Below are 14927 nucleotides of genomic sequence, written 5' to 3' on the forward strand. Positions count from 1 at the left end.
GAAGGGATTGAAATACTGAAATTATAATGAATAGATTTACGTATTTAATAGTTTTTATAAGTTGGATTTGTCTTTCTTGTAAGGATACAAATGACCCAAAAGACACCCTATTTCAACTGCTCTCGAGTGAGGAAACAGGGATTGATTTTTCCAATAACCTCACATCCACGGATGAACTCAATATCTTGGAGTATCTTTATTTCTACAATGGGGGAGGGGTAGCCTTGGGGGATATCAATAACGATGGATTGGTGGATATCTATTTTACCTCCAATCAGGGCTCCAACAAATTGTACCTGAACAAAGGAAACTTTCAATTTGAAGATATTACCGATGTTGCCGGAGTGGATGGTGATGGAGGTTGGTCTACAGGAGTAACTATGGCTGATATCAATGGTGATGGTTTTCTCGATATCTACGTCTGCCAAGTGGGCGACTATAAGGGGCTGAAGGGAAGCAATAAGTTGTATATCAACAATGGAGATCAAACATTCACAGAGTCAGCCGCTGTCTATGGGTTGGATTTTGTGGGATTTTCTACCCATGCAGTATTTTTTGATTATGATCAGGATGGAGACCTGGATATGTACCTACTCAATCATTCCATCAAGAAGCCTGAAGTATTTTCTCATGCGGACACCAAATTTGAAAATATTGACGAAAAAGGAGGGGACAAACTCTTCAAAAATATGCTAGTGGAGGGACAATCCACATTTGTGGACGAGACAGCAGAAGCTGGGATACTTTCTAGTAGTTTGGGTTTTGGATTAGGAGTAGGTGTAGAAGATGTGAATGGAGATGGCTGGTTGGATATCTATGTATCCAATGATTTTACGGAGGATGATTACCTCTACATCAATAATCAGGACGGAACATTCACAGAATCCCTTGGAAATTATATTTCCAATACCAGTCGCTACAGCATGGGGAATGACCTGGCGGATATTAATAATGATGGATTGCCCGATATTTTTACCACCGATATGCTTCCGGAAGATCCTACTATTTGGATGAAATCGGTAGGAGAGGACAAGCAGGAGGTCTTTGATGTGAAAAAGCGCTTGGGATATAAAGATCAGTATGTAAGAAATCACCTTCAACTGAATCGAGGTGATGGACGATTTTCAGAAATCGCGCTGATGACCAATACCTTTGCGACTGATTGGTCTTGGGCACCTTTGATTTTTGATATGGATAATGATGGATACAAGGATATCCATGTAACCAATGGTATCGTCAAACGTCCCAATGATTTAGATTTTATCCAATATTCACAAACGCCCACTCCAGAACTGACAGAAAAGCAAAGACAAACTAGGCAAATCGACATGTTGCCAAGTGTGAAGTTGCCTAATTATGCCTTTCGAAACCTAGGCAAGCTACAATTTGAAGATGTAGCGAAGGCTTGGGGCCTAGATCAAGCCTCTTACTCGAATGGCTCAGCCTATGCAGATTTGGATAATGATGGGGATTTGGATTTGGTAATTCATAATACCGATCAGGAATCTTTTATTTACAGAAATCAAAGTGAAAAACTGGCTCATAATTTTCTTCAAATTGACCTAAAAGGTCTTGGGTTCAATACGTTCGGTATTGGCGCAAGTGTTTGGGTATTTGCCCAAGGAGAACTTTTCCAGCAGACCCTTTCTACGTCCCGTGGTTTTCAGTCAGGGGCATCCACTACGCTTACCTTTGGGTTAGGGGCTTTTGACAAGGTAGATTCTGTAATTGTTTCATGGGCAGCAGATCAGGTAGAGCGATTTGTAACTATTTCAGCCAATACGAAGGTTCGTTTGGAAGCAGGCAAGGGACAACCAGGGCAGCGACCAAGATCCTTAGGGGAAAATCCCATAATCGCTGTAAGCCCAGTTAGTATAGACTGGAAGCACGAGGAAAACACAGATTTTGATGAATTTAGAAGGGAATACTTGATGCCAAGAAGGTACGCAACGGAGGGTCCTGCGGTGGCCGTCGGTGATGTGAATGGAGATGGATTGGATGATATCTTCTTGGGTGGTGCCCGATTACAGGCGGGTAGTCTATTTCTTCAGCAAGCAGATGGAAGCTTCAATCTCCATAATCCTGGGATATTTGAGCCCTTTAAGCCAGCCGAGGATGTGGTGGCGGCATTTGTGGATTTGAATGGCAATGGTTTTTTGGATTTGTATGTAGGAAGTGCAGGGAATGAGTTTAAGAGTGGAGAACTCTTCAATTTTGATCGTATCTACTTCAATGATGGGAAAGGTAATTTTTCATTTTCCATGAACTCCTTGCCACCCATTGGTGAAAACACCTCAGCTGTGGCCTTTCAGGATGTGAATGGAGATGGATTTGTAGATATTTTCCTTGCCGCTGCGGTAGTTACCGGGAATTATGGAGCAGCTCCAGCATCTTATTTACTGTTGAATGATGGGAAGGGAAGGTTCAAGGATGCAACTACGCAGTATTTTGGAGAAAATTTCCGACCCGGCATGGTTCAGTCAGCAGAATGGATGGAATTGGAAGGGGAATTGACCTTAATTTTGGCTGGGGAGTGGATGCCTGTCATGGGGTATTCTTTGAATGCTCAGGGGAAATTTACTGCACGTGAATTAGGCCCTGCTGGCTGGTACACAGGTATGAAAAAAATCGAGGTACCAACCCCACAGCTACTGCTAGGGAATTTGGGGCTCAATAGTAAACTCAAGGCAAGTGAACAAAAACCTAGTTGGCTTTATCATGTAGATGTGGATGGAAACTCCCAAGATGATCCTTTGATTTTCCATTACATGAGTGACTTACTGGTGCCTTTTGCTACACGAGATGATTTGATCAAGCAGGTACCAAGTATCAAACGCAAACACGATTCCTATGTGAGTTATGCTAGGATTCAAAAGCCTGAGGATGTCATTTCCTCTGATGTAGCCAAAGCAGCACGTAAATTACCAGTGACCAATCTGGCATCTGGAGTTATGTCTCTTTCAGAAGAAAAAGGTTTTCAGGCCTTTCCACTGGAGGTTCAGTTTAGCCCTGTGCGGGATTTTGTTTCTTTTGAGCACGATGGTAAGCATTACTTGCTAGTGGCAGGCAATTTCTATGGATTCCGCAATGATATGGGCAATGCGGATGCGCAAGCATTGACCCTCTTGCGCTGGGAGCATGAAGAATGGGTTTACCAGTCCTTGAGAATTCCTGCCAATGCCTATTGGGGATCATACCGAAAATTAGCTATCTTTAATTTACAGGGAAAACCGAGTATATTGGCTGTTCGCAACAATGATTCTCCATTGATTTTCCAACTAATCCCCTGATTTCCTAAGCAAAATCATCTACTCAAAACTTTGGAATTTGGGAATAATCCATACATTTGAAAGCCAAACCTCGAGCATTTCTCAACGTTCATAAGTAAGCGGTTTGTTAAAGAATTAGTACAGCAATCCTATGAGAGTAATAGTAAAAAATAGTGTAATCCTCCTTTTTCTGAGTTTAATAGTGGCTTGCAAGAGTTCGGATACCTATAAAAACACACTGGCAGATGGAGAGTTGCTTATCGCAGCCCAACTCCAATTAACTGATGTGATTATCCATGATATTTTTTCTCCTCCTGTGGCAAGTCGAATTTATGCATACTCATCCATTGCCGCGTTTGAAGTTGCAGCCTTGGCTGATCCTTCTTATCAAAGTTTTGGAGGTCAATTGAGGGGATTTGAACTTACAGGTTATGATGTGCCTGCTGAAGTGGATTTTTCATTGGCTGCATTGGCAGCCTATTATAAGGTGTCAACGGCTTTAATTTTTAGTGAAGATATGATGGATACCCATAGAGATGGGGTGTTTGCCACCCTTCGAAAGCAGGGTATGCCAAAGAAATTATTTGAAAATTCGGTAGCGTTAGGCCATGCGGTGGCAGATCATGTAATTGCGTATTCTAAAACGGATAATTACCATGAAAGCCGGTCTTTTGAGAAATACAGTATTTCCAATGATCCACACTCTTGGCAGCCAACACCTCCGCATTACATGGAAGGAATCGAACCACATTGGAATAAAATTCGAACGTTGGTGATAGAAAAACCTGATCAGTTTATCTCCGAACCCGCAACTCCTTTTTCTACAGAGCCTGGAACTCAATTTTATGAAGAAGCTATGGAGGTGTTTACAGTGACGCAATCGATGACCCAAGAGCAAAAGGATATCGCCTATTTCTGGGATTGTAATCCTTACAAAGTGAATATCAAAGGGCACGTGATGTTTGCTGAGAAGAAAATCACTCCAGGAGGACATTGGATGGGGATTGCTTCTATTGCCAGTAAAACAGCAGGTCAGGACTGGAAAGGAATGGCTGAGACTTTAGCGTATACCTCCATAGCGCTCTTTGATGCCTTTATTGCTTGTTGGGATGAAAAGTATCGTTCTGTATTGATCCGTCCGGAGACGTATATCAACAAATACATTGATGAGGATTGGCTGCCTTTGCTACAAACTCCGCCTTTTCCTGAATATACCTCCGGTCACAGTGTGGCTTCCAATGCGGCTGCTGAAGCGCTAACCAAACTTTTTGGAGAGCCCTTTCACTTTGTAGATTCTACCGAAGTGGCTTATGGATTACCAATTCGTGAATTTGATTCTTTCCGTCATGCAGCAGACGAAGCAGCCATCAGCAGATTGTACGGAGGGATTCACTACATGCCAGCGATTGTACATGGGTCTACTAAAGGGAAAAAACTAGGAGAGTATATTAAAAACCAAGTGGAAACCAGGAGTGGGCTTGCGGAAAACGTGGAAGTCGTTGGGAAATGAAATAAAGTTGAAGTGGATATTGATTGAGATTTGATATTGTCGGTAGGAGAGACTATTTGGGTATAGAAAGAGGAAATAAGGTTGAAATAATACTGAAACGGAATTAGGTTGAAATGTATTCTAGTGAGAAGTAAATGGACATCTTTATTGCTCGCAACGACCGCAAAGAGGTAAGGCAACGGTCGCTAATTACCTAATTAGTCTCATCTTGGTGAATTGTAAGGGGTAGGTGGTTTTCGAGCTCCGTTTTAAATCCTTCTCTGGTTGATTGTTTCGTTCCTGAAATTACTTGATACTTTTTTTAAGAATAATTCTCTTTTCTACACGCCACCAATATATCGCCGAACCTGTCTATCACAGGTAGAAGCATATTTCAATTTATTTCGCGTTAGCATATTTCACTTTGTCAAAAATTCCACATCCAAGATTCGTTTCCTATCAGCGACTGCATGGTTCCGAATCATCTGCGTTCCATTTTTGCTTGGGATTGCGTACTTTTGCAGGATATCATTAGAAACATGGAGTTAATAAAAAACTATTTTCCGGAACTTACGGAGGCGCAATTAGAGAAATTTGAGCGGTTGGGACCTCTTTATGAAGAGTGGAATGAAAAGATCAATGTGATCAGCCGTAAGGATATGGAGCATTTTTATGAGCGCCATGTATTGCATTCTCTAGCGATTGCCAAGGTGATGAAGTTTGAGCCAGGGACTAAAATACTGGACATAGGAACCGGTGGAGGTTTTCCTGGAATTCCTTTGGCTATTATGTTTCCGGACTGCCATTTTCACTTAGTTGACTCCATTGGAAAAAAAATCACCGTAGTCAAAGAAGTTGCTAGGGCCTTGAAACTTTCTAATGTGGAAGCACAACAAGTGAGAGTGGAGACATTGGTTAGAAAATACGATTTTATAATGAGTAGAGCAGTTACCCGCTTTAGTAATATGCTTCCTTGGGTCAAAGGGAAGTTTAGAAAAGAAGATTTCAATGAGTTTCCTAATGGTCTTTTTTTACTCAAAGGTGGAGATGTAGATGAAGAAATGGAAGAAAGAGAGGTATCTTACGTAACCTACCACATCGACGACTATTTCAAGAGCGAATTTTTCGAAACCAAAAAGGTGGTCTTTGTTCCTTGGGAAGGGAAGAGGTAGTGAGCAGTTAATGAGTGAACAGTTAGCAGGGAACAGGGAACAGTTGGTAGTGGACAGTGAACAGTTGAGCAAATTAGGAATGTGGAGTATGGAATTAAGAATGATTCGATTTTCATTGTGAACCTGCGAGGATGCTTATAAAATGTTAATTGTTAAGATGTGGATTAGATGTGCTAATATGGGACACTCCCGCTTGTGGGTTTTAACCCACGAATAGCATTCAAATTTATAGTAGTTAATTTTGTGATTTCTGAAAAATAATCCAATCAATAGCCGTGGCTTTTAAGCCCTAGGTAAGGCGCTTAGTGGATTGGTATTGTTTTCGTATTTTCTTGCGGCGTAACTCGGGGTTGGGAATGTATTAACAGATCCATATGCTCGCACGAGGGTTGTCTTCGAGCCACCTTCGCCTTACGCGCTAATTTTCTTTAGATCGATGAGATGGTGAATTGCAATTATTTAACTGAATTGTTTTTAATGAAATTTATATGCTGCGAATTGATCTTCAATCATTGATGATCTTTACCTACATTGTCGTTACTTTTTGCATCGCCCAAAAAGTAACCAAAAAGGCTAGTCAGAAAAATCCTTCTCCCCGCAGGGCCCACGCCGGCCCGGTTTTCTGACGTCCTCCCCGCAACAGTACTGCTATCGGGCATTCTTAATAGACACGATTGGGGGGTAAATCTAAAATGGTAAATCAGTGCTGGATCCGTTCAATCTCCTAGATCTGTGAGAGGTTCGTTGAAACCCTCGGCTAGTATGTTTACCGTCTCTACGAGACTAATCCGTTAATCAACAAGCAAAAATGAATTGCTTTGAAGTATACGAATCATATCTTGTTTCTTGAGTCTTGGCTCTTGCCTCTTGAGTCTAAACTCTCGCTTCTCGCCTCTGTAATAACCCATACTTTATACAAATTTTCATTATATCCCTCGACTATTTATCAAAAATCCTTACCTTTGCAGTCCGTTCGGGTGAGCGGGGTTTCTGATTGGAGATCAGGGACTTGATGTAACACTAAAAACCTCAGCCTCATGACCCTAGGGCTGTTGAAAATCAGGGTTATTCATACATTATGTCTAATCAAAAAGAATTTAACTGGGAAGATTTCGACACCAAAGGTTTTGGAGAAGGTTATTCCAAAGACAAAAGAGCTGAAATGGAAGCTCTTTACGCTGGAACGTTGAATGAAATCACAGAAAAAGAAGTAATTAAAGGTACCGTAGTAGGTATCAATGACAAGGATGTGATCATCAACATTGGATTTAAGTCGGATGGTTTGGTTCCTAGAACGGAATTCAGAGACTTACCTGATTTGAAAATCGGTGATGAAGTTGAATTGTTCATCGAAGAGCAGGAAAATGCACTTGGACAATTGGTACTTTCCAGAAAGAAAGCCAAAATGGTAAGAGCTTGGCAGGACATTGAAGATGCGTTTGCGAATGACAGCGTAATCGAAGGTCTTGTGAAGAGAAGAACCAAAGGTGGTTTGATCGTAGATATCTACGGTGTAGAAGCCTTCTTGCCAGGTTCTCAAATCGACGTGAAGCCTATTAGAGATTTCGATATCTATGTAGGTAAAATGATGGAAGTAAAAGTGGTAAAAATCAACCACAGCAATGATAACGTAGTTGTTTCTCACAAAGTATTGATTGAGAAAGATCTAGAGAAGCAAAAAGCTGAAATCTTGAACAACCTTGAGAAAGGTCAGGTATTGGAAGGTGTGATCAAAAACATGACCAACTTCGGTGTATTCATCGACTTGGGTGGTGTAGATGGTCTATTGCACATCACTGATATCTCTTGGGGTCGAATCAACCATCCAGAGGAAGTATTGAACTTGGATGACAAAGTACAGATTGTAGTTCTTGACTTTGACGATGATAAGAAGAGAATTTCTTTGGGTATGAAGCAGTTGACCGCTCATCCTTGGGATGCCCTTTCTGCTGAGTTAGAAGTTGGTTCAAGAGTGAAAGGGAAGATCGTCAATGTTGCTGATTACGGAGCATTCCTAGAGTTAGCTGCTGGCGTTGAAGGTTTGATTCACGTATCTGAAATGAGCTGGTCTCAGCACTTGAGAAATCCTGCTGATTTCGTACAGGTAGGTGATGAGATCGAAGCTGTGGTTTTGACCATGGATAAGGATGATAGAAAAATGTCTTTGGGTATCAAGCAATTGACTGAAGATCCTTGGACAAAAGGTGACATGGCTGCTAAATATGCAGTGGGCACTAAGCATAAAGGTGTGGTAAGAAACTTGACTGGTTTCGGATTATTCTTAGAATTGGAAGAAGGTATTGATGGCCTAGTTCACGTATCTGATCTTTCTTGGACAAAGAAAATCAAGCACCCATCTGAGTTTGTAAAAGTAGGTGATGAATTGGATGTGGCTGTGTTAGAATTGGATGTAGACAACAGAAGATTGGCACTTGGTCACAAGCAGTTGGAAGAAAATCCTTGGGATACCTTCGAAACAGTATTCCCTGTAGGTTCGGTGCACAAGTGTACAGTTGTTTCTAAGAATGACAAAGGTGCAGTATTGGAGTTGCCTTACGGTTTGGAAGGATTTGCTACTTCTAAAAACTTGGAGAAAGAAGATGGTTCATCTGTAGAAGTAGGTGAGGCGTTGGATTTCAGAGTAACTGAGTTCTCTAAGGACGATAAGAGAATTGTTCTTTCCCATACTGCTACTTTCAAAGAAGAAGCTAAAGCTGCTGCTGCTCCTAAGAAAGCGAAGAAGCAAGCAGATGCTCCTACAACTGCTGCTAATCCAGCTGAGAAGTCTACCTTCGGTGACATCGATGCATTAGCTGAGTTGAAAGAGAAGATGGAAGGCGGAAAAAAATAATTTCTAGAAGCGAGACTTGCCTGCTGCAAGCAGGAGCGAGAGATGAGAGTCTAGACTCGTGAATCCTATTGTTAAAAGTGACTGTCGAAAGGCAGTCACTTTTTTTTTGAACCTTTGAGGTTTTTCAAACCTCGAAGGTTTTTGTTACCAAAAATAGTACAAACCCTCACGAATAAAAGAGTATAAAAGTATAGATTTCAGGGGCGTAGCCCTGTGGTCTTCGTAGAGATTTATGTAAGTTGGGCACCAGAGGCGCGTAGCGCTGAGGTCTTGGCTTGCTGGGTTTGATTTTTAGACACAGATTTATGTTTTGATTTTCACAGATTGACATAGATGGGTTTCTGACGGAAACTTGGGCTCGCAGAAGGCACGGAATCCGCAGAAATAAGAGTAATTGAACCTTTGAGTTATTGCATGCCTTGAAGGTTTTTTCACTGATAAGCTCCAAAAGTGACAGGGATTTTTTTGAATTAAATGCCTTAATATGGTTACTCTTGATAGCAGCGGAATTTTTTCAAACTAAAATAAATCCTTTTTAGGTGATTTTTCAATGGTTTTATGTATTCTTGCTTTAGTTATCACTAAAGCTATATGAAACAATTTTGTTATTTTTCCCTGATTACATTTTCCCTGATTTCCTGTTCCAAGCCAATAATGGAAGAGTCTGATACTAAGCTGGACTTTTCATTTGTAGTTGTAGACTCGTTAGATGTAGATGTGTTGGGTAGTCTTATGCTTGTGGATGTAAGTCCTAAGGGTAAGCACTTTGTATTTTTTGATTTTTCAAGCAGTGGGTTTGTGTTTACGGATGATTCGGGTGAAGTTGTCAATACCTTTGCAAAGACCGGAGATATACCGGATGCACACGGTTTCCTTTTGGAGTTTCCAGGTTTTGTTGATGAAAATACCATTGCGCTATCTGGGATGAATGGAATATTTCTGTATGATTTGGAAGGGAGTATGCTTCAGCGACTGACTCATCCGGAGTCTTTGGAGGGGGCTTCTACGATGATCTTTGTTGGGAAAGGAATGGAAACAACCAGGATAGGAGGGAAAATTTTTTTACTTAGCAACTCTGTGCGCACTCGTGGTACATATCCAGGCCAACAGCAGTTTTATGATAGTTTTAAAGCTCTTGAACTTATCGATATTGATAAGGGTGAATTTTTGGAAATTGTACCTTTTGAACAAGGAAGTAGGTTTCGGGACGGGAACGGTTATTTTGCAAGTGATTATGCGCCTGCTTTAGAAGCTGTAGGAGATAAGCTCTATGTAGCTTTAGGTGGAGATCCAAAATTGTACGTTTATACATTAGGTTCGGATGGTGCAATCTTGGAGAAATCCGTTTCTTTAGATATTCCAGGCTTCGAAAAGCTGCCCATTACCTCCCGTGATGAATTCTACGAAGGAGCAATGTCCGTCAAAACCAGTACTCCATCAATCAGAAACATACATGTGGTGGATGAGTATGTTTTAATCCAGTATTACGGGGGATTTTCGGAGAATAAAGAGAAAGAAATAAATGCCCTGATGGGTTCTGGTGATTCCAAAGGATTCCTTGAACTTTATAACACGTATGAAAAGGAAGTGAGTAAGGGGATTTTGGTTTTGGATAAAAAAAACCTACATATAGTGGGCAACGTGCCATTTCCAGAGGGAGTCAATAATGCGGGATTTGCTTCCAGTGGTGATTATCTCTGGATGGAGCGAAGTGGAAGTATAGAGCAGGAAGAGGATTTTTTAAGGATTTATAAAGTAAAACTACAAAAACATGAATAGAAAGCCTACTCCTACACGAACCGTTGACCGTAGACAGTTAACAGTGGACCTACCTTACTAATCACTTAATCAACCAATCACTAATTCACTAAATCCCCCTAAGCCTGTAGCGTTTTACACTTAACTTACGTCTAGTTACTGTATAGAACAAAAAAAGATGAAAAAACTCATTTGGGGATTGTTGATTTTTGGGGTGATTATGCAGCTTCCGACACTCGGGCAATCGGATTGGCAAGTCAAAGCTTTTGCTGGGGTGTCGGATGCTGCTTTTTTGGGAGATGTTTTGGATGGAGGGCCATCGATGAATGTAGACAGGTTCCAAGAATATGGCGTCAGACTTTCCTGGCAGGGGAATAGCAAATGGGGCTTGGAAACAGGAATTACCTATGCTAAAGCTACTTTGCAACTGGGAACGATGTGGATCCCTACAGGAAACCCACCTCCTCGTCCTGTCAGCTTATTAACGATCACACCTACGCCTTTTGAATACATCAGTGTTCCAATACTCGCTACCTATGAATTAGTTAGTTTTCTCTCCTTACAGGCAGGACCATTGCTTGGCTTTCAGCAGTCTGAATATAGTAGCTGGATGGAACAATCAGGAGTTGGCTACTTAGTGGGTGTTAATTTGCAACACTATTTTGACCGGTTAGGTGTTTTTTTGCAACCCAACTTTAAGCAACATGCCGCCATAGGCTTTAATCAAAGCAATACTCGGCTGACTGAGTTTGGCTTACAGCTAGGAGTGGCTTATCAATTAAGTTCTAAAAGAGTAAATTAGTACACGGATTCCAGTAGTTTAAAATTTAGCCATGAGAATAGAATTGAAGGATGGGTTTTTTGGGTTGATTGTAGGAATTTCTTTCCTTCTTTCGTTTGGTTCCTGCGAGGAGCGCTGGGATGATCCTATTCCTGAAGGGGTATCTTTAGCAAGAGCTACCTTACTTTCTGAATTGACCGAAGACGGTAAAATCTTACTGATGTGGGGAAATTTCCAGATTTGCAATGGGTGGAACTGTGTTCCCCTTGCAGAAGCAAGTTCGTATGATCTATTTTTGAAAAGACCTGGGATGCAAAACTTCGAACGATTGGTTCGTTTATCCAGAGGTTCCAATGAATACTTATTTACTGATGTTGACTTTGGAGGAACGTATGAGTTTTTTATCCGATCTAATCGTGCAGGCAGGCAAGAGGACTCCAATACAGTAATGATTGTTCCAGGAAAATCCCCTGAAATAGAGCCAATATTCGATTCTGATTTTGGCCCACATGGTATTTTGCACCCTAGATTAAGCCCATCAGGGAATCAGGTAGCGTATGTCTCAGATGTGAGATTCACGGAGAATGGTGAAGAGCGTCGGGCTTTGAGCCTATTCATTTTTGATCAGCAGACACAGGAACACCGCTTGATACGAAGAAATGCCAACCAACCGAACTGGTCTTCAGATGGGAAGCGATTAATTTACAGCGTTACTGCTGGCTCTGGTCAAACGCCTCAGGGAATTAGGCCATCTCATTTGGAGATTTTTAATTTGGATACCGAAGAATTCAACCTATTCAGTGGAGGTTTGCACCAACAAGCAACTCCTAGTTTCAGTAAAGATGATCAAGAGGTGTTTTTTTATGCTGACTCTCTTGTGAGTGGTGATTTTGGGGTGTGGAAACGTGATTTCGCAGGAAATATGACTCCTGTATTTACTTCCTTTGGTGATGGTGTCAATCTTGTGACTGGTCTGCCTGTATTCCGCGGACTAGATGTTTCGCGCATTAATGAAATGGTGGTTGCGGATCATTTGCAATTGTATAATGATTTTCCTGTGTACCATATTTTCGGGTTTGATGGGAGTAGAGGAGGGCAAAAAGTTGATGTCCTAGTGTCCCAATGGAATGATTCTGCCCCTTCTTTGTCACCTTTCGATCCCAATAAAATGGCATTTGTTTCCGATAGATCGGGAATTCCTCAAATCTGGATTCTGGATATGCTTACTGGTGCAGTCAAACAAGTGACTTTTTTTGGTGTAACCCAGTCTGGAATGCGTGTATCTGAATTCGGGATGGGTATTTCTTGGACTGATAATGGTCGGGCTCTAGTATTTCCTGTTAGAGGCACTGCTGGCTCCACAACTTTGGTCAAGGCGACTTTGATTAATTAGTCCATTGTTTCAAATCTTAATCGGCAATTCCCTAACCCTTGTCCCTGTACAATCAAACACGGCATTGGCAATGGCTGCGGCTACTGGCCCTTGTGCAGCTTCTCCAGCACCTAAGGGAGGGAGTTCAGGTCTATTGATGATTTGAACTTCCACAACGGGAATATCTTTTGAAGAGATTATAGGGTAGCTGTTCCAATCTCTACTCAAAATCCCATTTTCATCATAGGATACGGCCTCCATCATCGTCCAACTTGCGGATTGGATCATACCACCTTCAGTTTGGTTAATCAGTCCGTCGGGATTGATGCATTGTCCCGCATCGATTACTCCGGTTAACTTTTGAAGGGTGTAAGATTTTTTATCGGAACTTAGTTCAACTTCGGCAAGTACAGCAAAGTAGGCAGCCGAATTTTTGTATTGGGAAAATGCGATGCCGTAACCCTTATTTTCCTGTGAATTGCGGCTAGCCCAATTAGTTTTATCTCGCAGTTCCTCTAATACAGCGATAGCTCGTGGATCCTGAAGGTTTTGGATTCTAAATACAAATGGGTCTAATCCTGCTAAACTCGCCAATTCATCTATAAAGGATTCCAAGGCGAAGATATTTGCATATGCACCAAGTCCCCGTAATGCTGAGGTACGCAATGGCCCTTCGTAATTATGTAAGTAAAGATTATAATGTGGTACAATGTACAAAGGTATGGCATTGCGATAGGCTCCACCGGAAAATCCTCTTTTGTTGAATGGAATGGATTTTTCCAAATGTCTTGCTGATACAAAGTGACCTGCTTGACCATTTGGGCGGGTGCTATGGGTGTCTGACCATAGGTTACTTTCCATGGCTTGCAGGTAGCCATCTGCTGATATCCCTGCTTCCAAATCAAGAATCATAGCCGAACCATAGGGTTCCCATTGATGTTCATCCTCCCGCATCCATTGCAGGCGGATAGTTTTATTCGGATACTTTTGAGCGATAATTGCTGCCTCAGCTGAAACATCATCTGCCCCATTGTGTCCATAGCATCCTGACCCCGGAACCCCAATGCAACGGATTTTTTCAGGATCTAGGGAAAAGAGGTCTGAAAGTGTAGCTCGCAAAGGATACACTCCTTGGGTTGGCGACCATACGGTTAATCCTTCTTCGGTCCATTTGGCTAGCGCACAAGATGGGCCCGCTGATGCATGCATGTGATAGGGCTTTTGATAGCTGGCTTTCAAGCGGAGTTCGGCATTGGATATGCTTGAAATAGTTTTCGGATCTGTTCGTATAACTTCCGGTTTTTGTGCATGCTTACGCATATCTGAGAAAAGCTGCGAAGGCATGGTTTCAATGCTAGGCTTTTCCCAAACGGCTATGACTTTCATTTTTTCCCAAGCTTTGACCGCTTGATATTCTCGTTCAGCGATCACTGCTACAAAATTACCATCCACAAGTACATCCGAAATTCCTGGGAGTGCTGTAATTTTATCTTTTTTTAATTCCTCTAATTGGGCTCCGTAAGAAGGAGGGTGTAGCACACGGGCATGAACCATATCTGGGAAACTCAAATCATGGACAAAGTGGGCCTTGCCTTGTACCAATTGCCGAATATCTTCTCTAGGAATGGGTTTGCCTACATATTGATGTTGGGCAGGTTCTAAGATGGGAGCATTTCCAGTAATATGCCGTTTATAATATTGCCCATCTAATAATTCCCAATAACTCACTTGACGATTATCAGCGGCATAAATGCTTCCATCTTTGATGGTCAAGGATTCTAGGGGTACATCCAGTCTTTCTGATGCTAATTGTACTAGAAAGAATTTAGCCTCTGCTGCTGCTTGACGAATGGCTTTCCCACTTCCTTCGATGGAATTGCTACCTGCTGTGTAGCCTTCATTGGCAGTTTGCCCGGTGTCACCGTTAATAATGTGGCATCGGTTGATATCCACTTGAAGTTCGTCAGCTGCAATCTGGATAAGTGCGGTTCGAATACCTTGTCCAAGTTCCTTTTTGCCGGTCAAGACCGTGACATGTCCTTCTGAATCCAACCGTATCCAAGAATCGATCAATTCTCTCCCTAAATGAGGTCGCTCAGGTATTCCATTGTATATAGCATGTAATTCATCTTCCTTGGTTGTACAGTTGAGCAAGGGGAACAGTTGAAAGCCAATGAGTAATTGCCCGCTTTTTTTCAAAAAATCACGTCTATTGGTTTTTAAGAGTTTCATAGC

General features: G+C 41.8%; 8 protein-coding genes. 7 read left to right on the forward strand and 1 reads right to left on the reverse strand.

What is annotated here, in order from left to right:
• Window positions 1-26 precede the first annotated feature (26 nt).
• The 7 genes from IPZ59_RS09695 (at window position 27) to IPZ59_RS09725 (ending at window position 12713) form a co-directional block, all read left to right on the forward strand.
• Window positions 27-3290 carry a VCBS repeat-containing protein gene (locus IPZ59_RS09695; protein ID WP_236139647.1) on the forward strand — a complete coding sequence of 1088 codons (3264 nt, stop codon included), beginning with the start codon at window positions 27-29 and terminating at the stop codon, window positions 3288-3290.
• Between the two features lie 130 nt (window positions 3291-3420).
• The gene (locus tag IPZ59_RS09700; protein ID WP_236139648.1) at window positions 3421-4779 is read left to right on the forward strand and encodes a vanadium-dependent haloperoxidase; all 1359 of its coding nucleotides are present in this window, start codon (window positions 3421-3423) and stop codon (window positions 4777-4779) included.
• Between the two features lie 518 nt (window positions 4780-5297).
• Window positions 5298-5930 carry a 16S rRNA (guanine(527)-N(7))-methyltransferase RsmG gene (rsmG, locus tag IPZ59_RS09705; protein ID WP_236139649.1) on the forward strand — a complete coding sequence of 211 codons (633 nt, stop codon included), beginning with the start codon at window positions 5298-5300 and terminating at the stop codon, window positions 5928-5930.
• Between the two features lie 1078 nt (window positions 5931-7008).
• Window positions 7009-8781 carry a 30S ribosomal protein S1 gene (rpsA, locus tag IPZ59_RS09710; RefSeq protein ID WP_236139650.1) on the forward strand — a complete coding sequence of 591 codons (1773 nt, stop codon included), beginning with the start codon at window positions 7009-7011 and terminating at the stop codon, window positions 8779-8781.
• Between the two features lie 591 nt (window positions 8782-9372).
• A complete protein-coding gene (locus tag IPZ59_RS09715) occupies window positions 9373-10560 on the forward strand; it encodes a hypothetical protein (protein ID WP_236139651.1) in 1188 nt (395 codons plus the stop codon).
• A gap of 157 nt (window positions 10561-10717) precedes the next feature.
• Window positions 10718-11341, forward strand: a complete 624-nt coding sequence (locus IPZ59_RS09720; RefSeq protein WP_236139652.1) for a hypothetical protein — start codon at window positions 10718-10720, stop codon at window positions 11339-11341.
• A gap of 31 nt (window positions 11342-11372) precedes the next feature.
• Window positions 11373-12713, forward strand: coding sequence for a TolB family protein (locus IPZ59_RS09725; RefSeq protein WP_236139653.1), 1341 nt, complete (start codon window positions 11373-11375; stop codon window positions 12711-12713).
• 9 nt (window positions 12714-12722) lie between these two features.
• Here the strand turns inward: IPZ59_RS09725 and IPZ59_RS09730 are convergent, their stop codons facing one another.
• Window positions 12723-14924: a xanthine dehydrogenase family protein molybdopterin-binding subunit gene (locus IPZ59_RS09730; RefSeq protein WP_236139654.1), complete on the reverse strand. Its 2202-nt coding sequence runs from the start codon at window positions 14922-14924 to the stop codon at window positions 12723-12725.
• Window positions 14925-14927: the final 3 nt, after the last annotated feature.

This window comes from Mongoliitalea daihaiensis (genome assembly GCF_021596945.1).
Classification (GTDB): domain Bacteria; phylum Bacteroidota; class Bacteroidia; order Cytophagales; family Cyclobacteriaceae; genus Mongoliitalea; species Mongoliitalea daihaiensis.